Below are 22208 nucleotides of genomic sequence, written 5' to 3' on the forward strand. Positions count from 1 at the left end.
GTTAGCCCACCGCACACAGCCTCACCTCTCCCCGTCGGGGAGAGGTGAGCCAAGCCGTGATCCAACCGAATTCAGCGTCCTCGCGCCCGACGCCGCGTGGTCGATCTGCCCCACGCCGATCATGCGTGCGGCGACGCGGTCGCGCTTGATGAAATGATGGAACGCGACCGCTGCGAGATGCAGCGCGATCAGCGCCAGCAGCACATAGGCGAAGAAGATGTGGCGGTGCTCGTAGGCCCCCGCCGCCGCCTTGTCGGGCGAGGTGATCTGCGGCACGTGGAACAGGCCAAAGAAGCTCGAATAGTCAGGCGTGTGCGCGCCGGAATGCGCCCAGCCCAACATCGCCACCAGGATGGTGACGGCATAGAGCGCGACATGGCTGAGGCGGGCCGCGATCCGCTGCCAGCCGGGCGTCTCGGACGGCAGCTCGGGTGTCGGGTTGAGGCCGCGCCCCAGCAGCCTCAGCACAGTGAGGAGCAGCACCAGATAGCCGATATCGGCGTGGATCGAACGGTAGAACAGGCGGTCCGGCCGCGCCGCGAGGTGGTTCATCCACCAGCCATAGGCCAGCATGCCGATGATGGTGATGCCGAGCACCCAGTGGAACGCGCGGGCGAGAGGACCCCAGCTTGCGGTAGTATTACGGATCATGGTCGGTCTGCGCTTCCGGCCTGTGCGGATTTCGCATGTCGCAGCAATGGCTTGCCGTGACAGTGGCAGGTATCGCCCAAGGCCGTATGAAATTCCCCGACTTCACTGCCTTGTGTCAGCCCCAATGGCCGGGCAGGCAAACAACTGAATGGTAACCTTACATCGGATAGACTCGCGCCGTGCCCACTCCCCCAACGATCCTCGTCTTTGACTCCGGCCTGGGCGGCCTCACGGTGCTGCGCGAGATCGTCAAGACCCGGCCCGACGCGCACTACGTCTATGTCGCCGACGACGCCTTCTTTCCCTATGGCCACCACGGCGAGGACGAGATCGTCGCCCGCGTGGTGCCGCTGATCGGCGAGCTGATCGAGAGCCACGCGCCCGACCTCGTCGTGATCGCCTGCAACACGGCGTCCACGATCGTGATGTCGCATCTGCGCGACGCCTATCAGGTGCCCTTCGTCGGCACCGTACCAGCGATCAAGCCGGCCTGCGCCTCGTCGAAGACCCGGCGGGTCTCGGTGCTCGGCACCAGGGGCACCGTGAAGCGGGAATATACCCGCAAGCTGATCTCGGATTTTGCGCAGGGCTGCGAGGTGACGCTGGTCGGCTCCGGCGAGCTCGCCTCGCTCGCGGAAGAAGCGCTGAGCGGGCAGAGCGTGCGCGATGAGGACATTGCCACCGAACTCGCCCCCTGCTTCGTCGGCTACGGCGCCGACGACCCCGCCCGCACCGACACCGTCGTGCTTGCCTGCACGCATTATCCGCTACTGCTGGAGCGGCTGACCAAGCTCGCACCGTGGCCGGTCGACTGGATCGATCCGGCGCCCGCGATCGCCCGCCGCGTGTCCGACCTGCTCGGCCCCGCCAACGGCAACGGCGATACCGCCGGCGCCGAGATGATCTTCACCTCGAAACGCCCGCACAGGCTGAGCGCGGCGCTGACGCCATTCTTCGGTGGCCGCGTCCCGGCCTGATCCTTTCCGCCGTCGCGTTGGGCTGGTAACTTTCCCAGATCGCACCGAGGGAGGATCGCCTTTGACCTCAGCACCGCTGACGCCGCTCAACCGCCTGCGCAAGCAGTGGCGCGAGAAGCGTCCGACCTTCGGCGCGATCGCGACCATTCCGAGCATCCAGACCGTGCAGATCATGGCGCAGTCGTTGGACTGGATCATCGTCGATCTCGAGCACGGCCCGATCGACCTCGGCTCCGCGCATGCAATGATCGTGGCCACCTCGGGAACGCCTTGCGTGCCGATGGTGCGGATCGCTGCCAACGAGCCGCACCTTGCCAAGGCGCCGATGGACCTCGGCGCGCTCGGCATCAATTTTCCGATGATCTGTAACGCCGACGACGTAGCCACGGCGGTGCGCAGCGTGCGCTACCCGCCGAACGGCGACCGTCTCTGGGGACCATTCCACGCGCCGTTCCGCTGGGGCGTCTCGATGAACGACTATATGGAGACTGCCGACGACGACATGATCTGCATGATCACGATCGAGCATGTCGAAGCGGTGAACCGCATCGACGAGATCATGGCGACACCCGGGATCGACCTCGCGGTGATCGGCCCCGGCGATCTCGCCACCTCGATCAACAAGCGCGGCCTGCCTGACGACCCCGAAGTGGTCGCACTGATACAGCGTGCCGAAGAAGGCATCATGAAGAGCGGCGTGCCGATCGGCGGCGTCGCGCGCACCGCCGACCAAGCCAATGCGATGATTGACCGCGGCTACCTCGCACTCGCGCTCGGCTTCGACTGGTCGCTGTTCCAGCGCGGCATCACGGCGGCGTTCGCGGGGATCAAGCGCTGAACCGCCAACGTGAACCACTGTTGTATACGCGACATCTCCTCCGATCGTTCAGAACCGCCCGCTCTGATCTTCTGAGTGGCGCCCTTTGCCCTATCGGGGCGGCTTCAACTCGTCGGCGGCGCACCAGGCCAACGCTACTGGATTGATCGGATCTGCCGCGGCCTGTGCTTGATGAACAAGCCCGCATTTCTTGCATCTTAAGGTCCAATGCTCGAAGCCGGGCCGTCCTGACACAACATGCAGAGCTGCCATAGGGCCTTGGCACAACGGACACTGCGAAGGCACGGCTTCGCGAGCCGAGAGTCTGTTGGTGAATTGAATGTCAGGCATGAGACACTCCCTGTCTGGGGCGGGAGCACAACACTCTCAGTCACCGGCGGATACCCGTGGCTGAGCGGTGATGCCGGGCAGCGTATACCCAAAACGCGTTGACGCACGTAAAAAAGCGCATTCGGAGCCGCGCTATCTCGCCCGGAAGCGAGCATGCGCCCATTCAGTCACAATAGCTGTCGCTATCGTATCGAACGGCAAACCAACGCGGTTCCCCTTCTCGCCCGCGACCTGCTTCCGCAGCGCCCTGCGCCGGTCGCATCAGTGTTTGAAGCGCGTAATTTCAAAGACAAAAGCGGCCTTGAAGAGCGCTCCAGTTCCTGTGCGAACCTCGATCGCGACATCCTCGCGCTCTTGGAGGGGTGGAAGGTCCTTCGCCAGGCCGATCAGAGATCGTGCCGCTTCGATCTCGGCCGCTCTCTGATCGGAAAGCTCAAGCCCCTGCTCATCGGGATACAGATCTTGTCCGCTTCTGATGTCGAAGTAGTAGCGCGTCATGACGGCCTCGCGATCGCAGGTGGGAATGCATCGTCTGTCAGCCACCGAGGCCTGTGGAACCGCGGTCGATGATGCCTGTCAACTCGCGGACCCTGGCTTGGTTCAAGCGGAACGACGTGCGCCCGAACCGGGTCGGACCGCAGATAGATCGTCCGGTCACCGAAATGCACCTTGCATCTGCGAAATATGTGTTTAGCTTGACAGTGTTCGATTGGCCTTGAGCCTTGTAGATCGGTCGTAACGACGACCCTTTTCCAAAGACATCGTCGGATTGAAAAAGAACCGAATCGTGCTTTCGCACGAAGCAGGCGCTCGAGCTTTGGACCTAAGTGCTCAGTCAGTTTTGCCGTTTCTCTGATGCTGGAACGGTGGTGCAGCCCGCCCTGTCCTTCGATCGAACTCGCTCTTGCGTGCCGGTCGTAAATGAACGTCGCGTCGAGTTAGGCACCGAATGGTTTCGGGGTGCCCAGCATCTGCGCCGAACCCATGGAGCAAACGACGTTGCAAGTAATCGTCCGTGACAACAACATCGACCAGGCCCTGCGCGTTCTAAAGAAGAGAATGCAGCGCGAGGGCATCTTCAGAGAGATGAAGCGGCGGCGCTCCTATGAAAAGCCGTCGGAAAAAAAGACCCGTGAAAAGTCTGAAGCCGTGCGTCGAGCCCGCAAGCTGGCTCGGAAGCAGGCCATAAGAGAAGGGCTGATCCCGGCACCGCCGAAAAGGGAGCCACCGCCGCGCAAACAAGCCTTGCCCTCGACCACCAGCGGCGCACGACCGGTTTCGACGTAGTTCGCGAGAGCCCGCAACTTCGGCGGCTCGGCATCACTTCCCGATCATCTGCAACGCGGACGACGCGACTAAGGCGGGGCGCAGCGTGCGGTGAAGTGGTCGCGCTGATGCAGCGCGCCGAAGACGGCATCATGAAAAGCGGCGTGCCGATCGGCGGCGGCGCGCGCACCGCAGACCAAGCCAATGCGATGATCGACCGACGACCTCGCGCTCGGACTCGGCTTCGACTGGCCGCTGTTCCAGCGCGGCATCGCATCGACGTTGGCGGGGATCAAGCGCTGATCGGAAGCAGGCTCAATCCTGACGCGCAAGCGAGGCGCGCGACATGACATGACAGCTGTATGAATGCCGTGCCGTACGAAACCTCGACGCCGCGCATTCCTCTTTCTCCGTGCGGCTCATCGGCGATTAGAAAATACCTGCCGTTCGGTCGTTTCGCAGAATATTTTGCCGCAGTCGGCGCCGAGGCGCACGATCTCGTCAGCACGTATCACAATCCAAACACCTGAACTTGAAGGAATATCGGGGCATCGCTGCGATGCAAAATGCCCCGATTACCCGAACGGGCCCAGCGCATAGAAGCGCCCGCGTGACACCCGGCGCGATCATGCGTCGGGCATTTCATATGGGCTAACAACATGACCAAGATGAAACTGACTTCGAAAAACTTCGCCATCCCCGCTGCGGCATTGTTCGCATGCGGGCTGTTTGTGATGGCCGCGCCCGCCGCTCGGGCAGACGATTACTGCATCACGAACGGAGCTCAAGCCGCTCATGGTTGCGGCTATCCGACCATGGAAGCATGCCAGGCCGCATCCTCCGGCATCGGCGGCTCGTGCTCGCACAACGGCTCGGCGAAGAGCGCCAGCGATTCCCTCGCCTTCCAACCCAAGCAAAAGCATTCGCGCAAACGCCCCGTCGCGCATTGAGCTGCCGGGATCAGGTTCAAACGTTGCGGCCCCCGAGTAGATCTCGGAGGCCGCAAGAACAGCCAAATCCGGATGATCGTCGCGACATCCGGATTCAGCGCTGGATAGGGAAAACGAATCCAGAAACCGTCACGCCTCAGGCGGGAAATCCGAACAGCTTCGCCGGGTTGTGGACCAGGATCTTCTCCAGCGTCGCGTCGTCGGTGACGTAGCGGTACATCAGCTCGATCAGATCGGCATCATTGGGCGGTTGCTTGACGGACACCGGATGCGGCCAATCGCTCGCCCACACACAGCGATCCGGCGCCGCCTCGATATAGGCGCGCGCAATCGGGATCACGTCATCATAGGGCGGCCCTGCCTTCGAGGTCTTTTCGCCGAGCGACAGCATCACCCAGAAATTGCCCCGGGACAGCAGCTCCAGCATCGTGCGCAGATTGGGATCATCCTTGCCGCCGACAGGGTCCGGACGCGCCATGTGGTCGATGAGGACGGGCACGTCGAGCGACCAGTACTTCTCGACGCTCGACACGATGCCGTCCTTCTCCGGCTGGATCTTCGCATACCAGCCCAGCTCGCGGATGCGCGCGATCGCCCGCGCGAAATCCTTGTCCGACAGCACAGCCCCGAGCTCCTGGCGGAAACTGAAACGCGCGCCGCGCACGCCCGCGTCATGCAGCTTCACAAGATAGGCATCGTCGGCCTCGGCAAACACCAGCGCGTTGGCGCAGCCGCGATAGTTCGGCCCCATCGCCGCGAGCGCGTCGAGCACCACCGCATGGTCGGCGCCATAGGTCGTGGTCTGCACGATGACGCCGCGTTCGATGCCGAGGGCCTTGTGCATGCGCAGCGCGGCTTCCCAGGTCGCGGTCGGCATCTGATAGGCGGCACCGGGCCGGATCGGATATTTGTCCAGCGGGCCCAGCACGTGAAACTGGCTGTCCACTGTCTTCGGCGGCGGCGTCTTGGCGGGACGGCGCGGATTGGGGTCGAACGGAAGATAGGTCGGCATCGTCAAAGCTCCTTCAGTCGATCACGGCGGTGAAGTCGCACTGCACGAGCGCGCCACCGTCCATGTTGTCCATCGGTAGCGCGTGACGCGCCGGGCGTGAGTGCTCGTCGGGAAACATCTTCAGCCACTCGGTATTCACCGGGCCGCGCTGCGAACGGTCCTTCAGCCACACCGTCATCTTGATGATGTCGTCGGTCGAGCCGCCGGCAGCCTCCACCGTCGCCTTCATGTGCGCGAACATGTTGGCGCATTGCGCGTCCAGGCTCTCCGGCATGACGCCGGTCGCGGGATCGCGGCCGAGGATGACACCGGACATCACGAGATTGCCGATACGGGAGGCGTTCGGAATCGGGTTGGCGTGCTTGAGGCCACCGATATGGATGCTCTTGCGCCTGTTATGACCTGTCATGAACTGGCCTCTTCTGGTTTGCTGATCAGACGAACTGGCACGAGACCGAGCCGAAGGCGCCGTAATCTGCGTGAAACGTATCGCCGCGGCGGATATCGACCGGGCGAGTGAACGAGCCGGCCAGCACGACTTCACCGGCGGCAAGATGCTCGTCATGCGGCGCCAGCCGATTGGCGAGCCAGGCGATGCCGTTCGCGGGATGATTGAGCACGCCGGCGGCAAGCCCGGTCTCCTCGATCTCGCCGTTGCGGAACAGCAATGCACCGATCCAGCGCAGGTCCGCATCCAGCGGACGGAACGGCCGGCCACCCACCACCAGCGCCGCATTCGCCGCATTGTCCGAGATCGTGTCCATGACCTTGCGCCCTTTCCCGGTTTCGGGATCGACGCGATGCATGCGGGTCTCCAGGATCTCGAGCGCCGGCGTCACATAGTCGGTCGCGTCCAGCACGTCGAAGATCGTGCAGTGCGGCCCGCGCAACGGCGCCTTCAGCACGAAGGCGAGCTCGACCTCGATCCGCGGCGCATGGAAGCGATCGAACGGGATCGGACCGGCGTCGGGATAGAACATGTCGGCGAACAGCACGCCGTAATCCGGCGCGGCAATGCCGACCGCATTCTGCATCGCTTTCGAGGTCAGGCCGATCTTGTGCCCCTTGATGACGCGGCAACGATCGAGCTGCAGCCGCGTCCAGGCACGCTGGATCGCATAGGCATCCTCAATGGTGATATCGGGATGCTCGCGCGAGAACATCGGGATCAGCGACTTGGTTCGCTCGGCCTCGTCAAGCCTGGCGGCGAGCCGTTCGATGGTGGAGGCATCGAGCATGACCTATTGCTCCGCGACCACGGTGTTGCGCAGCACGCCGATGCCGGCGGACTCGACCTCGACCACATCGCCGGGCTTGAGCCAGCGCGGCGGATCGAACCGGGCCCCCGCTCCGGTCGGCGTGCCTGTCACGATCATGTCGCCGGGCTTCAAGGTCGCAAAAGTGGAGAGATAGGCGATCAGCATATCGAACGGAAACATCAGCCGTTCCGTCGTATCCTGCTGCCGCACCTCGCCGTTGACCTGCGTGACGATGTCGTGCGGACCGCGCGGGTCGAGCTCGTCGGCGGTGACGATCCATGGGCCGATGCTGCCGGAGCGATCGAAGTTCTTGCCCTGCGTGACGTTGAATTTGCCGTGGCGCAGCCAATCGCGGATCGTGCCCTCGTTGCACAGCGTCATTCCGAAGATATGCGACCAGGCCTGGTCGCGCGGAATGTGCCGGCCGGCCTTGCCGATCACGATGACGAGCTCGCCTTCATAGTCGAGCTGCTCGGATACTTTCGGCTTCTCGATCGATTGTCCGGAGCCGACCATCGACGAGGGGCTGCGCACGAACAGGCTCGGATATTTGGGCAGGTCCGAATTGTCCTTGTATTCGGCGTTGCGCTCGGCGTAGTTCACGCCGATGCACCACAGCTTCTCCGGCGCGAGGACCGGTGGCAGCAGGGTCAGGCTATCGAGCGCGTGATCGGGCTTTTGTCCTGCGACCGCGGTTCGCGCCGCCGCCAGCGCATCAGCCGCGATCAGCGCCTTCAGATCGGCAAACTCGCGGCCGATCCGTTGGGTCAGGTCGACCACTCCGCCTGCGATGGCCGCGCCGTAGCGCGCCTCGCCGTTTACGAGATAGCTCAACAGTCGCATTGTCGTCCTTTCCGGGAATAGTTCAGGCCGCCCGACGCGACGTCGCGACAGCCGCAAGGTCGCGGCCGCGGGTCTCGGGCAGCAGCAGGGTCATCGCGAGGAACAGGACGATCGCCGGCACCACGATCAGCATGCCCGTCGCAAGCTCACCGCCGAAGCCGGCGGCCGCCAGCGGCACGACCACCGGCGCGAGGCTGCCGACGCCGCGGCCGGCCATGTAGATCAGCGAGACTGCGGTCGATCGCACCTCGATCGGATAGATTTCGGACAACCATGTTCCGACCACGCCGAGCGCGGAATTGCCGATCACGAAGGCGATGTAGGTCCAGAACATCGGGAAGCCGAACAGGCTGTCGGCGAATTTCTCATGCCCGAACGCGTAGAGCGCGCAGGCCATCACAGCCCAGGCAAGCCCCGGCACCAACGCGCCGAACCGGCGGCCAAATGCGTCGTTGAGCAGGCCCATGCAGATATAGGAGCAGCCACCCACGATGGATGCGATGACCGAGATGTTGCGCACCACTTCCGGCGGCGTGCCGAGCGATCTCTGCATCAGCGTGGGCGTGAAGACGACGATGCCGTAGTAACAGAACATGTAGGCCATCATCCACGCGAGGCACATGATCGAGATCGGCAGCAGCCGGCCCTGGAACATCAGGAGCAACGTGTTGGTGGTCTTGACGCGCGCTTCGACCAAGCCGCTGTTGCGGGCGCGATCGAATTGCAGCCATGCCTTCGACTCCGGCATGAAGAAGCGGATGAAGATCATCAACAGGATCGGCGAGCCACCGGTGAGCAGCGCGATGCGCCAGCCCCATTCGGGGCTGAACGAGGTGGTCGCCCAAACACCGACGATGGATGCGCCTGCGCTCGCCATGACCGCGCTGCCCTGGATGAAGGCACTGCCGAGGCCGCGGCGATCCTTGTTCCAGGCCTCATTGAACAGCACCATGCCGGCGCCCCATTCACCGCCGAGGCCGACGCCGGTGATGAAACGCAGGACGGCGAGGCTGGCATAGTCCCACGCAAAGGCCGACACGATCGATCCGGCGGCAAAGACGCCGAGCGTGAACTGCAGCGCCTGCTTGCGGCCGATGCGATCGCCGAGCCAGCCGAACAACGCGCCGCCGATCACCGAGCCGATCAGCGTGAGGCTGGTGACGCTCGCGACCTGGGTGAGCGAGATCTTGAGCGAGGCCTGAATCGAGCTCATCAGGAACGGCATGATCAGCACGTCGTAAAGATCGAGCGCAAAGCCGAGCATGCATGAAAAGATGATCGCGGCGCGTTCGCCGGTCGAATATCTGCTGGTTTCAGTGGTCGGGGAATGATCGGTCATCAATCTGCTGTTTGCTGTCACCGCCATGGGATTCAATCCGGCGATTTCGGAGTCTGAAAAACCGTCCGCAACGTCACGATCTCGCCGAGACGCGCATAGCGCGGACCGCCGATACGGGCGATCGGATCGAGCGCTTCAGTCTCGACCTTGCCGTTGGCGACGAGGCCGTCGCGGATGTGGAACATCACGACTTCGCCGACGATGAGGCGGCTGCGCGCATCGCCGAATTCGAGGCATTGCCGGAAACGGCATTCCATGGCGACAGGCGCCGCGACCAGCCGCGACACCTTGACGTGTTCGCATAGTGCGGTCTCCAGTCCGAGTTGCTCGACCTCGCTGACCTCAGGCGGATGCTCGACGGAGCTCTCATGCACGGCGTTCATCAGCGGCGCATCCGCGATGTGGATCACGTATTCCTCGGTATCGAGGATGTTGCGTGCCGTATCCTTGTAGTCGGCACCCTTGCGACCGACGCTGATGGCGAGCATCGGCGGCTTCTGCGAAACGAAGGTGAAGGCGCTGAACGGCGCGAGGTTGAGCACGCCGTCGCGCGACAGGCTCGTCACCCAGGCAATCGGGCGCGGCACCACGATGCCGGTCATCAGCCGGTAGATCCGCTCGGCGCCGAGATCGGATGGATCGATCCGCATCGATGGGTCAGCCCTGGTGTTGCGGCAGTTTGACGCTGAGCGCCGGACGCTGCGAGCCCGCTACACCAGTGGTTTTGGCGATCCAAAGCGATGTCATCCATCCTCCCGTTGATTGCCGCGGACCGCGTCCGAGCTGTTGTTTTTGAGTGCCCGTCGAAGCCGCGCCGGGCACCGCGATCAAACCGCAATCTGTCGATTCCGGGCTTTACCTGTCGACCGATTCATGCAGTTCTCGTCCACATTATGGACAATGCATCCCCCTCGAGGCCGGCGCGAGGCCGCTCGGAACCACGGCCGGGCGCGCAGGCGATCCGGCGCGCGCTGTCCGTGCTGCGCATTCTGGCCGCGGGCCGCAGCAACGGCGTGCCGCTCGCCGAGGTCGTGCAGGTCACCGGATTGACGCGGCCCACCGTGCATCGGATCGTCCACGTGCTGATCGAGGAAGGCATCGTCGAACAGCATCCGAAGACCGGCCGCTATGCGATCGGTGGGCAGGTCGGCGAGCTCGCGCTCGCGCGTCAATCACGCTCGCCGCTGCTGGCCGCCGCAGACGATGTTCTCGAGCAAACCCTGCAACAGGTCGGCGACACGTTGTTCCTGACGGTGCGGACCGGCAACGACACGCTTTGCGTCGATCGCAGGATCGGCTCCTACCCGATCCAGGTGCTTTCGATCGAAGTCGGCGCGCGGCGTCCGCTGGGCGTCAGCAGCGCCGGTGTCGCGATCCTCGCCGCGATGCCGACGGCGGAAGCGAAGAAGATCGTTGCCGCCAATGAGGTGCGGTTCAGGGCCTATCGCACCAGCGCATCCACCGTGCTGGAGCAGATCTCCGCTGCAAGGCGGCGGGGTTACAATCTGCGCGAGGTCGGACTGGTGCAGGGCACGAAATCGATCTCGACCTGGATCAAGACGCCCGACGGGCGCCCGGCAGCGGCGATCACCGTGTCGGCAGTGCGGGTGCGGCTCGGCCCCCGCCGCGAGCAGGAGGTCGCCGAGATCCTGTTGCAGGCAGCCCGCACCATCGAGCAGGTGATCCGCGTATCCTCGCCATGAGGGCTCCTGGACAAACGGAGGTCGGGATCCCCCCGGGTTCCAGTTGACGTCCGGCCGGTCCGGGTGACCGGGAACGGTCGTAACAGGCCCAAAAGGCCCGATTTTCCGCCGATCGGCCCGAAAAAATGGGCCGATTTGTTTGACATGGCGGCGCTTTCTCCTTAAGACCACCCCTGCTCGCGGGCCGGTTTCGGCCCGCGAAGCGTTTCGCGACCCGTGGTTCGTCCCCGAGCTTTCGAGGCGGATCTGTCGGTACGGGCCTTTGTGGCCTGTACACAGGAGGGCGCGTTTCCTCAAACCTGACTCTAACAAAACGCCGGCGCCCTGTGCGGCGGCTATGCAAAGAGGACCGCGATGACAAAGCGCAGTGAGGCGAAGTACAAGATCGATCGCCGCATGGGCCAGAATATCTGGGGCCGCCCGAAGAGCCCCGTGAACCGCCGCGAATACGGCCCCGGCCAGCACGGCCAGCGCCGCAAGGGCAAGCTCTCCGACTTCGGCGTCCAGCTCCGCGCCAAGCAGAAGCTCAAGGGCTATTACGCCAACATTTCCGAGCGCCAGTTCCACGGCATCTATGTCGAGGCCAGCCGCCTGAAGGGCGACACCGGCGAGAACCTGATCGGCCTGCTCGAACGCCGTCTCGACACCGTGGTCTATCGTTCCAAGTTCGTCTCCACGATGTTCGCCGCGCGCCAGTTCATCAATCACGGCCACGTCAAGGTGAACGGCCGCCGCGTCAACATCGGCAGCTACAAGCTGAAGGTCGGCGACACCATCGAGGTCAAGGAATCCTCCAAGCAGCTCACGCCGGTGCTGGAAGCGAGCCAGCTTCCCGAGCGCGACGTGCCTGACTTCATCGAAGTCGATCACTCCAAGATGACCGCGAAGTTCGCGCGCATCCCCGGCCTCTCCGACGTGCCGTTCCCGGTGCAGATGGAGCCGCATCTGATCGTCGAATTCTATTCGCGCTGATCGCAGCACGCATGCGAGATACGAAAGGCCCCGGTTTTGCCGGGGTCTTTTTGTTTGGCTAAAGTCCTGCTCGGCTGAAGTCCGCGCCTACCGACCGAGAGACCCATCATGCATTACACCCCTGCCCCGCCCGATCCCAAGGCTCCGCCCGTCCGCATCAACCTGTTGTCGGACACGCAGACGAAGCCGACACCAGCGATGCGCGAGGCGATGGCGAAAGCCGACGTCGGCGACGAGCAGGTCGGCGACGATCCGACCACCAACCTGCTCAACGCCCGCGTCGCCGACCTGCTCGGCAAGGAAGCCGCGGTGTTCATGCCGTCGGGCACGATGTGCAACGTCGCGGCGACGCTGGCCTATTGCCGTCCGGGCGACGAGATCCTGGCGCATGCCACCGCGCACATCATCGCGCGCGAGGGCGGCGCGCATGCAGCCCTCGGCGGCTTCCAGATCACGCCGCTGCCGGGCGACGACGGCCAGTTCACGCCTGACACCTTCCGCGCCGCGCTTCATCCGCGCACCCGCTACCAGCCGCCGCAGGTGCTCGTCAGCGTCGAGCAGACCGCCAATATCGGCGGCGGCACGGTCTGGAAGAAGGCTGCGCTCGACGAGATCGCCGGCATCGCCAAGGCCCATGGCCTCGCCACCCATATGGACGGCGCGCGACTCCTGAACGCCACCGTCGCGTCCGGCATCTCGCCACGCGACATGACGGCGGGCTGGGATTCCGCCTGGATCGACTTCTCGAAGGGGCTGGGCGCACCGATCGGCGGCGTAATCGCCGGCACCCGCGCCTTCATCGACGAGGTCTGGCGCTGGAAGCAGCGGCTCGGCGGCTCGATGCGCCAATCCGGCGTCGTCGCCGCCGCCTGCATCCATGCGCTCGACCATCACGTCGACCGCCTCGCCGATGATCACGCCAACGCTCGCGCGCTGGCGCGCGGGCTTTCGCAGATCAACGGCATCCAGGTGCAGGCGCCGGAGACCAACCTCGTCTTCTTCAAGCCCGACGGCGCCGGCGTACCCGGCGACAAGATGGTCGCCGAGCTGGGCAAGCGCGGCGTGATGCTGGCGATGATGGACGGCCGGATCAGGGCCTGCACGCATCTCGACGTGACGGCTAGCCAGATCGAGGAGATGATCGGCCACGTCCGCGAGATCGTGCGCGCGGCGTAGCCGCCGTAGCCCGGATTGCGCTTCGTTCAGTCCGGGCTACGAATTTCAAGCAGTGGGGGGCCTACCGTCCCATCGCCTGATAGATCAGCGTCTTGAGGTCCTGCTGGATCCGGCCGCGCTGCGTTGGTGTCTGCATCATCAGGATCCCGAACAGGTCATCCTCGGGGTCGATGAAGAAGAACGTGCCCGCCACGCCGTCCCAGCGATATTCGCCCAACGGCCACGACGTGTTCTCCGGCACCGAGGTGCGGACAGCAAAGCCGAGGCCAAATCCTGAATTCGGGCCCGGGTAATAGTTTTTGTCGCGGACGACGCCAGTCTCGGGACCGATATGGTCCGACGTCATCAGCGCGATGGTTTCCGGCTTCAGGTAGCGTCGGCCCTCATATTTTCCGCCGTTCAGCAGCATCTGCGAGAAGCGCGCATAGTCGCCGATGGTGCCTACCATCCCGCCACCACCCGATTGCCATCTGAGCGGCTGCCGTGGATCACGGACGTCGGCGACGGGGCTGATCGTGCGGTCGTTCGGCATCGGCTCGGCAATCAGCGGCCATTTGGTGCGGTCGGTGACGTCAAATGCGGTCTCGTGCATCCCGAGCGGATCGAGCAATCGCTCTTTCTCGAACTGAAACAGCGATTTTCCCGAGATCACCTCGATGATCCGGCCGAGCACGTCGGTGGAGTGGCCGTAGTCCCACAGCGTGCCGGGCTGCTCGGCGAGCGGCAACGCCGCGAGCCGCGCGACGAATTCGGCATTGTCGGGATCGTTGTTGAACAAGCCGGCGTCGGCGTAGATCTTGTTCACGACACCGCCGCCAAAATAGCCGTAAGGCAATCCGGCGGTGTGGCGCATCAGGTCTTCGATCGTGACAGGACGCTTGAGCGGCTCCAGCGCCATGGTCGGCTTGCCGTCCTCGCCGCGCTTCTCCACGCAGACCTTCATATCGGCAAACGCCGGGATGTATTTCGAGACCGGGTCGTCCAGTCCGAGCTTGCCCTCCTCGACCAGCATCATCGCCGCGACCGTTGTGATCGGCTTCGACATCGAATACAGGCGGAAGATCGTGTCGGCGCTCATCGAGAGCTCGGTTGCGATATCGCGGACACCGAAATTCTCATAGTAGACGGGCTTGCCGTGCTGCTGCAGCAGGAGGATCGCGCCGGGAATCTTGCCGGTCGCGATCTCGTTCCTGATGTAGTCGGAGACCTTGGCGAGGCCCGCCGGTGAGAAGCTGTGCGCAGCGTGCCCCACGGAGCCCGCTTTCGCACCGGTTGCGCCAAGTATGAGAACGAGCGCCGCGACGATCGCGCGGCGCCCGGGCAGATCAGTTCTCCATCGCTTCATAGATCAACTGCTTCAAGGTCCGCTGGATGCGCTGACGCTCCGTCGGCGTCTGCTCCAGCAGGATGAAGAACATGTCCTGCTTGCGGTCAATCACGAAATAGCAGCCGCTGGCACCGTCCCATTTCAGCTCGCCGAGGTCACCGGGCGGCGGCGGCTTGGCATTGCCGGGATCGGTACGCACCGCGAGCCCGAGTCCGAAGCCGAAGCCATCGCCGGGGAAATAGAAATAGTCGCGATCGACGCCGGAGCCGGGGCCGACATGGTCCGTCGTCAACTCCTTGAACGTTTCCGGCTTCAGGATGGTCTTGCCTTCGAAGGTGCCGCCATTGAGCAGCATCTGCGCGAAGCGCGAATAATCAGCCATGGTCGAGACCATGCCGCCGCTGGCGGATTCCCATTTCTTGACCTTGGTCGGATCGTTGATGTGGCCAACCCGGAAATCGCTGTCGTTCGGCATCGGCTCGGCCATCAGCTTCTGCTTCGCGGGATCGGTGACGAAGAATCCGGTGTCCTTCATGCCGAGCGGATCGAGCAGTTTTTCGCGCTCGATCGTCGAGAGTTTTTCGCCGGTCGCCACCTCCATCACACGCGCGAGGATGTCGGTGGAATGGCCGTACTGCCAGAGCGCGCCGGGCTGGTTGTGCAGCGGCAGCTTGGCGATCCGCTCGGCAAACTCGGCGAGGTCGAAATCGCCGGCATAGATGTTGGCGTCGCGATAGGCCTTGCGCACCAGGCTGTCGCCGTAGAAGCCGTAGGTCACGCCCGACGTATGCGTCATCAGATCGACGATCTTCATCGGCCGGTTCGGCGGCACCAGCTCGAGCGTCTTGGTGCCATCCTCGGCCTTCTTCTCGACGCCGACTTTCACATTGGCGAAGGAGGGAATGTATTTCGAGACGGGGTCGTCGAGCTTGTACTTGCCCTCCTGAAGAAGCTCCATCGCGACCACCGAGGTGATCGCCTTGGTCATCGAGAACAGGCGGAAGATCGTCTTGTCTGATATCGGCACCTTGCTGACCACGTCCTGCACGCCGAAGGCCTCGTGATAGACCGGCTTGCCGTGCTGCCGGATCAGAACGATCGCACCGGGAATCTTGCCGGTCGCCACCTCGTTCTTGAAGAAATCACTGATCTTGGCGAGCTTCTCCTGACTGAAATGCGCGCCAGCCGGGATTTCGTAGGTGCCTTCGGCATGCGCCAGGGGCGCCGCCAGCAGCACCGCGCCCGCTGCCGCCGTACGCAACAATGCTGATAAACTCATCCAATCTCCCTCCCCGGAAATCACGGGGAAGTGTAGCGGCGGTATCATCAGGCACAAGGGCTGCCAAAGGCGGACAATGCGGCCTCATGCAGCTTGCCGCCCTGAGCCGAGAAGCAGCAGAAGATCACATGTGTGACGTCGGGCGCCGCGATCAGGCTGTCGACAACTGCCTTAACAGCGATGCTCGCCGCGCGATCGGGCGGGAAATGATAGACGCCGGTCGAAATGGCCGGAAATGCGACTGAAGCGAGGCGGTCAGCCTGGCACAGCTCGATGCCGCGGCGATAGCAGGACGCGAGCAGCGCGTCCTCATTCTGGTTGCCGCCGTGCCAGATCGGGCCGACGGCATGGATCACGTGCTTTGCGGGGAGCCGATATCCCTTGGTGATCTTGGCGTCGCCGGTCTTGCAGCCGTTGAGCGTGCGACACTCGGCCAGCAGCTGCGGTCCGGCTGCGCGATGGATCGCGCCGTCGACGCCACCGCCGCCGAGCAGCGACGAATTGGCCGCGTTGACGATGGCGTCAACGCGCAGGGTCGTGATGTCTGCAACGATGACTTCGAGCCGCGCCTTGCCGATCTGGCGCGCGGTCAAGGTCAGACCGCAGCGTCGACCGGGATGCCCTTGTCGGAGAACAGCTGCTGCAGTTCACCGGCCTGGAACATCTCGCGGATGATGTCGCAACCGCCGACGAATTCGCCCTTCACATAGAGCTGCGGAATGGTCGGCCAGTTCGAATAGACCTTGATGCCGTTGCGCAGCTCGGCCGATTCGAGAACGTTGAGGCCTTTGTAGCCGACACCGATGTGGTCGAGGATCTGGACGACCTGTCCGGAAAAACCGCACTGCGGGAATTGCGGCGTGCCCTTCATGAACAGCACGACGTCGTTCGACTTCACTTCGTTGTCGATGAATTGCTCGATGCTCATTTTCGCTTCCTTTTGGGGCGGCGCTCTAAGCCTTACGGGCCGGTCCACCCTGTCTAACCCGTGACCTGCCATATATGTAGCCCAAACCATTGTGCATCCAAAGCAAAATGGCGGGAATCTGGCATGCGGCGGGGGCCGGACGGCGCCCCCGGGACCGGCCATAGTCTGACGGGACTCATATAATCGCCGCGGGAGGCTTTTTTCCTGAACGGTAGCCCCTATCTAGGACGAACTGTCCGTCAGGAACCAGTTCGCCGAAGCAACGTTCTCCTCAAGAACCGGAGACCATCGTGACGAAACCAGCCTCTGCTGCGGCCGCCAAAGCCACCGCTACCCCGTCGCTGATTTCCGAGTCCGGGTCCCCGTCTGGGCCCTTGGCCCAGCGACTGGTGGATGCCTACCTTGCGGTCCGTGACGAGACCGAGCGCCGGGCCGCGCCGCTGTCCCCCGAAGACCAGCTGATCCAGTCGATGCCGGATGCGAGCCCCGCCAAATGGCACCGCGCCCATACGACCTGGTTCTTCGAGCAGTTTCTGCTCGGAGAGCATGTCGGCGGCTACACGCCGTTCCATCCGGACTACGCGTATCTCTTCAATTCCTATTACGTCAGCGCCGGTCCGCGGCACGCCCGCCATCAGCGCGGCCATCTGACCCGGCCGAGCGCCGATGAAGTCACCGCCTACCGTCGCCATGTCGATGCCGAGGTGGTCAAGTTCTTCCAAACCGCAGGCGAAGAAAAGCTGCGGGCGCTGGTGCCGCTGGTCGAGGTCGGGCTCAATCACGAGCAGCAGCATCAGGAATTGATGTTCACCGACATCCTGCATGCGTTTGCGCAGAACCCGATCCCGCCGGCCTACGATCCGGCTTGGCGTTTCCCGGCATCCAATCGCGGAGCCGAGCAATGGGTCTCGCTCAACGAAGGCATCCACACCGTGGGGCATGGCGACGACAGCTTCCATTTCGACAATGAGAAGCCTGCGCATCGTGCGCTCGTCGGTCCGGTCAAGCTCGCCAAAAATCTCGTCACCAATGCCGAATGGCTCGCCTTCATGAAGGACGGCGGCTATGCGACGGCGACGCTGTGGCTGATGGACGGCTTTGCCGTCGTCAACAACGAGTGCTGGTGCGCGCCCGGACATTGGCGCGAGATCGACGGCGAATGGAAGATCATGACGCTCGGCGGCCTGCAGCCGATCGACCTCGAGGCTCCGGTGTGCCATGTGAGCTACTACGAGGCCGACGCCTTCGCGCGCTGGGCCGGCAAGCATCTGCCGACCGAGATGGAGTGGGAGGTCGCCGCCCGCACCGGCCAGCTCAATGATGCCTACGGCATCGTCTGGCAGTGGACCCGCAGCTCCTATTCGCCCTATCCGGGCTATCGCGCAATCGAGGGCGCGCTCGGCGAATACAACGGCAAGTTCATGGTCAACCAGCTCGTGCTGCGCGGCTCGTCGCTGGCGACGCCGGCCGGACACAGCCGCGTCACCTATCGCAATTTCTTCTATCCCTTCCATCGCTGGCAATTCACGGGGTTACGCCTCGCAGACTACGCCTGATTGGGTCCTGTCGACATCAATAGCGCGCCGGTAAGCGCGTTCGGGAGAGTACTATGAATGTGCATGCCGCCGCTTTGGCCAAAGTGTATCCGTTCAACGAAGCGACCGCTGCGTTTGCCGGCGACGTAATCGGCGATCTCGCGCGTCAGCCGAAACGGCTGTCACCGAAATATTTCTACGACGCCACGGGCTCGGAGCTGTTCGAGCAGATCACGGTGCTGCCGGAATATTATCCGACCCGCACCGAGCTCGGCATACTGCGCAATCGCGGCGACGAGATCGCCGCGATCATCCCGCAAGGTGCGGCGCTGGTCGAGTTCGGCGCCGGTTCGACCACCAAGGTGCGGCTGCTGCTCGAACATTGCGAGTTCGGCGCCTATGTGCCGGTCGACATCTCCGGCGATTTCCTCAATGCGCAGGCCGACGGGCTGCGCAAGGATTTCCCCGATCTCGGCATCTATCCGGTCGCAGCCGATTTCACCACGCCGTTCGCCCTGCCTGACGCCGTCGCCGGCATGCCGAAGGTCGGCTTCTTCCCCGGCTCGACGCTCGGCAATTTCGAGCCGAGTGAGGCCGCCGCCTTCCTGCGCAGCGCACGCCAGATTCTCGGCCGTGGCGCGCAGATGATCATCGGTGTCGACCTCGAGAAGGACGAGCGCGTGCTGTATGACGCCTATAATGATGCAGCCGGCGTCACCGCGCGCTTCAACATGAATGTGCTGGCGCGGATCAACCGCGAGCTCGGCGGCAATTTCGACCTGTCGGGGTTCACGCACCGCTCGATCTACAACCGCGATCGTCATCGCATCGAGATGCACCTGATCAGCCGCAAGGCGCAGACCGTGCGTATCCTCGGCAACAACTTCGCGTTCCGTCCGGGCGAGAGCATTCACACCGAGAACAGCTACAAGTACAGCCTCGAGCGCTTCTCGGCGCTCGCCCGNCCCGCGGCTCCGGTTGGCAGGTGCGGGACAGCTGGACCGACCCCGACAGGATGTTCTCGGTGCATGCGCTAGTCGCGGACTAGACCGGGACCGGCGCGAGATCGGAAAACGGTCATGGGCAAGCGGCCGCTGCAAATCGTGACAGCCCTGCTTGCCCTGGTGCCGGTTTTGACCGGGCTCATCACCATGCTGGGCGTGCACGATCCGCTTTACGCCTCGGCTGACATCCCCGCCCTGCCGGTGCTGGACAGCAATCTGCGCTTCTTCGGCGGCACCTGGCTTGGTCTCGGTCTTGCCATGCTCTGGTTGGTTCCACGCATCGAAAGCCAGACCGTGCTGTTTCGCGTGATCTGGGGCGCCATCTTTCTCGGTGGCATCGGCCGGCTGCTCTCGATTCTGCTGGTCGGCGCGCCGCCGCTTCCGTTCATTGGCTTCACCGCGCTCGAGCTGATCGGCGCGCCGCTGTTCGTCTACTGGCAGCATCGGGTGGCGATCGCGAGCCGCCAGTGAAACGGATCGCGCTCAGCTACTCTTCCACCGCCGCGGACCCCAGCGAGATCGATTCCCATGCCGCGACCACGATCATGATCGCGGTGGTGACGATCGAGAGCACCAAAGGCGACATCTCGCTCGCAAAATAGGCGGTGACAGCGAGCGCGACGATGCCGAAGCAGTGCGAGAGCTGCAGGAAATTGCGGATCACATGCTTGAACAGGATGGTGCCGACCAGGAACAGCAAGGGACCGCCGATCGAGCTCACGATGATCTTGAGGTCGAAATGCCCGGTCGGGTGCTTCAGCACCAGTTCGTCGGCCACCGCAGTCAGGATGATGCCGCCGACGATCGGCATATGCAGATAGGTATAGGCGATCCGCGCCACGCGCCCGGACTCGGCTGATTTCGAGATCATCTCCGATCCGGCTTCTGCGCCCTTGTGGAAATAGATCCACCACATCGCGATGCTGCCGACCAAGGCGGAAACAAAGGCGGCGACATTCTCCGGCGTCCAGGTCAGATCAGCGAAGGTCGCGCCGTCGACCACGATGGCCTCACCGAGCGCGATGATGATGAACGCGGAGCAGCGCTCGGCCATATGGCCGCCCTCGACCGCCCAGGCCTCCATCGATGAGAAGCCGAGCTTCGGTGTCCAGAACCGCACCGCCGGCGCGACATATTCGATCACCAGCGCCGCGATCCACAGAAACAGCCGCGTATTGCCCTCGGACAGCCCGCCCATGATCCAGAGCACGCCCGAACAGGACAGCCAGGTCAGGATGCGGATCGCGTTGTGGCGCACCGCCGTCTGATGCCGTGGCGTCGCCAGCAGCCAGAACAGGGTCCGCCCGGTCTGCATGACCGCATAGGTGGCGGCGAACCACAGCCCGCGCCCATCGAACGCCGTCGGAATCGACGTCGACAGCACGAGCCCGCCCAGCATCAGCAGGAAGAGCAGGATGCGAACCGGCGTCAGTTCGGGATTCAGCCAGTTGGTGACCCAGGTGGTGTAGACCCACACCCACCAGACCGCGAGGAACAGCAGCGTGACCTGGACCGCGCCGAGCGGGGTGAAATGGTGCAGCAGCGTATGCGACAGCTGCGTGACGGCGAAGACGAAGACGAGGTCGAAAAACAGCTCGGCATTGGTGACGCGGCTGTGCTCGTTCGGCACGATGACGCGAAACATCGCGCCGCGCGGATTATCCACCATCGGTCAGGCCTCCGGCCGCCGGACCTAGCCTTCCGGCACGCCGGTCTGCAGCGCCAGCGCGTGCAGCACGCCGCCCATCTGCCCCTTGAGCGACTGGTAGACGATCTGGTGCTGCTGCACGCGGGATTTGCCGCGGAAAGACTCTGAAATAACAGTGGCCGCGTAGTGGTCGCCGTCGCCGGCCAGATCACGGATCGTTACTTCGGCGTCCGGGATCGCGGCCTTGATCATCTTTTCGATATCGCGGGCGTCCATCGGCATCCCAGTCCACCTCCATCAGGTCATTCGAATCATGGCCGGGTTGCCAGCCATGCAGATAAAACCTAGCGCCAGTGGTCTTCTAGGTCATCCATCGCAACACTATATTCCCATTCCCAGCGATTTAAACCTGCATCAATCGGTCACAAGCAATCACGTCGAAATGACCAGAAAGGGCGCAGAACCATGAAGCTCCCCGGCCCCGACCATCCGATCACGATCACGGCCAACCCGAAGCGCGTCCGCGTGACCGCAGACGGCGTCGTGATCGCCGAGACGACCCATGCGCTGACCTTGAAGGAAGCGAGCTATCCCGCCGTGCAATATATCCCGCGCCAGGACGCCAACATGGCGCTTTTGGCCCGCACCGAGCGGACGACGCACTGCCCGTACAAGGGCGATGCGAACTATTTCAGCATCAAGGCCAACGGCAAGACGCTCGACAACGCGATCTGGACCTATGAGACGCCGTTCCCGGCCATGACCGAGATCACTGGTCACCTGGCATTCTACCCCGACAAGGTGAAGATCGAGGAAGTCGCCTAGACGAATCTAGCCCAAAGTCATTCCGGGGCGATGCGCTAGCATCGAACCTCAGGTGCGCAATTGCGCATCTGAGGTCACGCTTCGCGTCCCCCGAATGACGGCTGAGGTTGGGACAACGACATCCGCTACACCCTGAATATTGTCAGCCCGAGTATCAGAAGCACCAGGAAGATCACGACGAAAACATAGAACAGGAAGCGCGCGATGTCGGCGGAGGCGGCTGAGATGCCGGTGAAGCCCAACAGGCCCGCGATAATCGATACGACAAGGAAGATCAGCGCCCACTTCAAAATAGTCATTACTTGCCTCTCAAAACCGCGCGCCATGCGCGCCCACCAGTCGTCGC

27 protein-coding genes and 1 pseudogene are annotated in these 22208 nt (G+C 63.5%); 13 read left to right on the plus strand and 15 right to left on the minus strand.

The window, feature by feature from the left end:
* Positions 1 to 21: 21 nt before the first annotated feature.
* Positions 22 to 651, minus strand: a complete 630-nt coding sequence (locus AS156_RS40210) for a cytochrome b (RefSeq protein ID WP_082747295.1) — start codon at positions 649 to 651, stop codon at positions 22 to 24.
* Between the two features lie 179 nt (positions 652 to 830).
* Between AS156_RS40210 and murI the strand changes: the two genes are divergently transcribed.
* Both murI and AS156_RS03350 read left to right on the plus strand, forming a co-directional pair.
* Entirely contained in the window at positions 831 to 1628 is a 798-nt protein-coding gene (gene murI / locus AS156_RS03345; RefSeq protein ID WP_066499952.1) for a glutamate racemase, read from the plus strand.
* Between the two features lie 61 nt (positions 1629 to 1689).
* On the plus strand, positions 1690 to 2466 hold the full coding sequence (locus tag AS156_RS03350) for an HpcH/HpaI aldolase family protein (protein ID WP_066499954.1): 777 nt from the start codon (positions 1690 to 1692) through the stop codon (positions 2464 to 2466).
* Between the two features lie 591 nt (positions 2467 to 3057).
* Here AS156_RS03350 and AS156_RS03355 read toward each other — a convergent pair.
* Entirely contained in the window at positions 3058 to 3294 is a 237-nt protein-coding gene (locus AS156_RS03355) for a DUF6894 family protein (RefSeq protein ID WP_066499957.1), read from the minus strand.
* A gap of 501 nt (positions 3295 to 3795) precedes the next feature.
* Here AS156_RS03355 and rpsU point away from each other — a divergent pair.
* The 4 genes and pseudogenes from rpsU (at position 3796) to AS156_RS03370 (ending at position 5012) form a co-directional block, all read left to right on the plus strand.
* Positions 3796 to 4083: a 30S ribosomal protein S21 gene (gene rpsU, locus AS156_RS03360; protein ID WP_066500159.1), complete on the plus strand. Its 288-nt coding sequence runs from the start codon at positions 3796 to 3798 to the stop codon at positions 4081 to 4083.
* Positions 4084 to 4175: 92 nt separating this feature from the next.
* Positions 4176 to 4365: pseudogene (locus AS156_RS41710) on the plus strand (HpcH/HpaI aldolase family protein); the annotation flags it as partial.
* A 59-nt stretch (positions 4366 to 4424) separates the two neighbouring features.
* Entirely contained in the window at positions 4425 to 4592 is a 168-nt protein-coding gene (locus tag AS156_RS42685) for a hypothetical protein (protein ID WP_160331045.1), read from the plus strand.
* 129 nt (positions 4593 to 4721) lie between these two features.
* Positions 4722 to 5012 (plus strand): DUF3551 domain-containing protein, encoded by a 291-nt coding sequence (locus tag AS156_RS03370; protein ID WP_245312529.1) that lies wholly within the window; start codon positions 4722 to 4724, stop codon positions 5010 to 5012.
* Positions 5013 to 5148: 136 nt separating this feature from the next.
* On the opposite strand, the gene AS156_RS03375 is transcribed toward AS156_RS03370, so the two are convergent.
* From AS156_RS03375 to AS156_RS03400, 6 genes are read right to left on the minus strand one after another with little or no spacing between them, the layout of a single operon-like run.
* Positions 5149 to 6024, minus strand: a complete 876-nt coding sequence (locus AS156_RS03375; RefSeq protein ID WP_066499964.1) for an amidohydrolase family protein — start codon at positions 6022 to 6024, stop codon at positions 5149 to 5151.
* A 13-nt stretch (positions 6025 to 6037) separates the two neighbouring features.
* On the minus strand, positions 6038 to 6433 hold the full coding sequence (locus AS156_RS03380; protein WP_066499967.1) for a RidA family protein: 396 nt from the start codon (positions 6431 to 6433) through the stop codon (positions 6038 to 6040).
* 25 nt (positions 6434 to 6458) lie between these two features.
* Positions 6459 to 7262, minus strand: coding sequence for a 2-oxo-hept-4-ene-1,7-dioate hydratase (gene hpaH / locus AS156_RS03385; RefSeq protein ID WP_066499975.1), 804 nt, complete (start codon positions 7260 to 7262; stop codon positions 6459 to 6461).
* A gap of 3 nt (positions 7263 to 7265) precedes the next feature.
* Positions 7266 to 8126, minus strand: a complete 861-nt coding sequence (locus tag AS156_RS03390; RefSeq protein ID WP_066499978.1) for a fumarylacetoacetate hydrolase family protein — start codon at positions 8124 to 8126, stop codon at positions 7266 to 7268.
* Between the two features lie 22 nt (positions 8127 to 8148).
* Positions 8149 to 9492 carry an MFS transporter gene (locus tag AS156_RS03395; RefSeq protein ID WP_082747296.1) on the minus strand — a complete coding sequence of 448 codons (1344 nt, stop codon included), beginning with the start codon at positions 9490 to 9492 and terminating at the stop codon, positions 8149 to 8151.
* 5 nt (positions 9493 to 9497) lie between these two features.
* Positions 9498 to 10115, minus strand: a complete 618-nt coding sequence (locus AS156_RS03400; protein WP_066499983.1) for a flavin reductase family protein — start codon at positions 10113 to 10115, stop codon at positions 9498 to 9500.
* A gap of 243 nt (positions 10116 to 10358) precedes the next feature.
* On the opposite strand from AS156_RS03400, the gene AS156_RS03405 reads away from it, so the two are divergent.
* From AS156_RS03405 to AS156_RS03415, 3 genes are all read left to right on the plus strand, one after another.
* Positions 10359 to 11168 (plus strand): IclR family transcriptional regulator, encoded by an 810-nt coding sequence (locus tag AS156_RS03405; RefSeq protein WP_066499985.1) that lies wholly within the window; start codon positions 10359 to 10361, stop codon positions 11166 to 11168.
* 354 nt (positions 11169 to 11522) lie between these two features.
* Complete coding sequence (gene rpsD, locus AS156_RS03410) at positions 11523 to 12140, plus strand: 30S ribosomal protein S4 (RefSeq protein ID WP_066499991.1); 618 nt, start codon at positions 11523 to 11525, stop codon at positions 12138 to 12140.
* 108 nt (positions 12141 to 12248) lie between these two features.
* Complete coding sequence (locus AS156_RS03415) at positions 12249 to 13316, plus strand: threonine aldolase family protein (protein WP_066499993.1); 1068 nt, start codon at positions 12249 to 12251, stop codon at positions 13314 to 13316.
* Positions 13317 to 13377: 61 nt separating this feature from the next.
* On the opposite strand, the gene AS156_RS03420 is transcribed toward AS156_RS03415, so the two are convergent.
* Genes AS156_RS03420 through grxD form a run of 4 tightly spaced genes read right to left on the minus strand, consistent with a single transcriptional unit; the run spans position 13378 to position 16850 of the window.
* Positions 13378 to 14661, minus strand: coding sequence for a serine hydrolase domain-containing protein (locus AS156_RS03420; RefSeq protein ID WP_066499995.1), 1284 nt, complete (start codon positions 14659 to 14661; stop codon positions 13378 to 13380).
* Positions 14642 to 15922 (minus strand): serine hydrolase domain-containing protein, encoded by a 1281-nt coding sequence (locus tag AS156_RS03425; RefSeq protein WP_136625980.1) that lies wholly within the window; start codon positions 15920 to 15922, stop codon positions 14642 to 14644. Before AS156_RS03425 ends, AS156_RS03420 begins: the two co-directional genes overlap by 20 nt.
* A gap of 47 nt (positions 15923 to 15969) precedes the next feature.
* Positions 15970 to 16521: an O-acetyl-ADP-ribose deacetylase gene (locus tag AS156_RS03430; RefSeq protein WP_066499999.1), complete on the minus strand. Its 552-nt coding sequence runs from the start codon at positions 16519 to 16521 to the stop codon at positions 15970 to 15972.
* The gene (gene grxD, locus AS156_RS03435) at positions 16518 to 16850 is read right to left on the minus strand and encodes a Grx4 family monothiol glutaredoxin (protein ID WP_066500002.1); all 333 of its coding nucleotides are present in this window, start codon (positions 16848 to 16850) and stop codon (positions 16518 to 16520) included. The genes AS156_RS03430 and grxD overlap by 4 nt, the downstream gene beginning before the upstream one ends.
* A gap of 290 nt (positions 16851 to 17140) precedes the next feature.
* Between grxD and egtB the strand changes: the two genes are divergently transcribed.
* The 3 genes from egtB to AS156_RS03450 all read left to right on the plus strand — a co-directional run bounded on the left by egtB (position 17141) and on the right by AS156_RS03450 (position 19860).
* Positions 17141 to 18406, plus strand: a complete 1266-nt coding sequence (gene egtB / locus AS156_RS03440) for an ergothioneine biosynthesis protein EgtB (RefSeq protein WP_066500005.1) — start codon at positions 17141 to 17143, stop codon at positions 18404 to 18406.
* Positions 18407 to 18459: 53 nt separating this feature from the next.
* Positions 18460 to 19349, plus strand: an 890-nt coding sequence (gene egtD / locus AS156_RS03445; protein ID WP_245312530.1) for an L-histidine N(alpha)-methyltransferase, incomplete at its 3' end; no start/stop codon positions are given.
* 115 nt (positions 19350 to 19464) lie between these two features.
* Positions 19465 to 19860: a DUF4345 domain-containing protein gene (locus AS156_RS03450; protein WP_066500009.1), complete on the plus strand. Its 396-nt coding sequence runs from the start codon at positions 19465 to 19467 to the stop codon at positions 19858 to 19860.
* 16 nt (positions 19861 to 19876) lie between these two features.
* Here the strand turns inward: AS156_RS03450 and AS156_RS03455 are convergent, their stop codons facing one another.
* On the minus strand, positions 19877 to 21058 hold the full coding sequence (locus AS156_RS03455; protein WP_066500012.1) for a low temperature requirement protein A: 1182 nt from the start codon (positions 21056 to 21058) through the stop codon (positions 19877 to 19879).
* Between the two features lie 24 nt (positions 21059 to 21082).
* Positions 21083 to 21319 carry a BolA family protein gene (locus AS156_RS03460; RefSeq protein WP_066500021.1) on the minus strand — a complete coding sequence of 79 codons (237 nt, stop codon included), beginning with the start codon at positions 21317 to 21319 and terminating at the stop codon, positions 21083 to 21085.
* 183 nt (positions 21320 to 21502) lie between these two features.
* Here AS156_RS03460 and AS156_RS03465 point away from each other — a divergent pair, with 183 nt between their 5' ends.
* Positions 21503 to 21862, plus strand: coding sequence for a DUF427 domain-containing protein (locus AS156_RS03465; RefSeq protein ID WP_066500022.1), 360 nt, complete (start codon positions 21503 to 21505; stop codon positions 21860 to 21862).
* Positions 21863 to 21987: 125 nt separating this feature from the next.
* Here AS156_RS03465 and AS156_RS03470 read toward each other — a convergent pair whose 3' ends face one another.
* The gene (locus AS156_RS03470) at positions 21988 to 22161 is read right to left on the minus strand and encodes a DUF1328 domain-containing protein (protein ID WP_024582607.1); all 174 of its coding nucleotides are present in this window, start codon (positions 22159 to 22161) and stop codon (positions 21988 to 21990) included.
* Positions 22162 to 22208: the final 47 nt, after the last annotated feature.

It is taken from the genome of Bradyrhizobium macuxiense (genome assembly GCF_001542415.1).
GTDB lineage: Bacteria > Pseudomonadota > Alphaproteobacteria > Rhizobiales > Xanthobacteraceae > Bradyrhizobium > Bradyrhizobium macuxiense.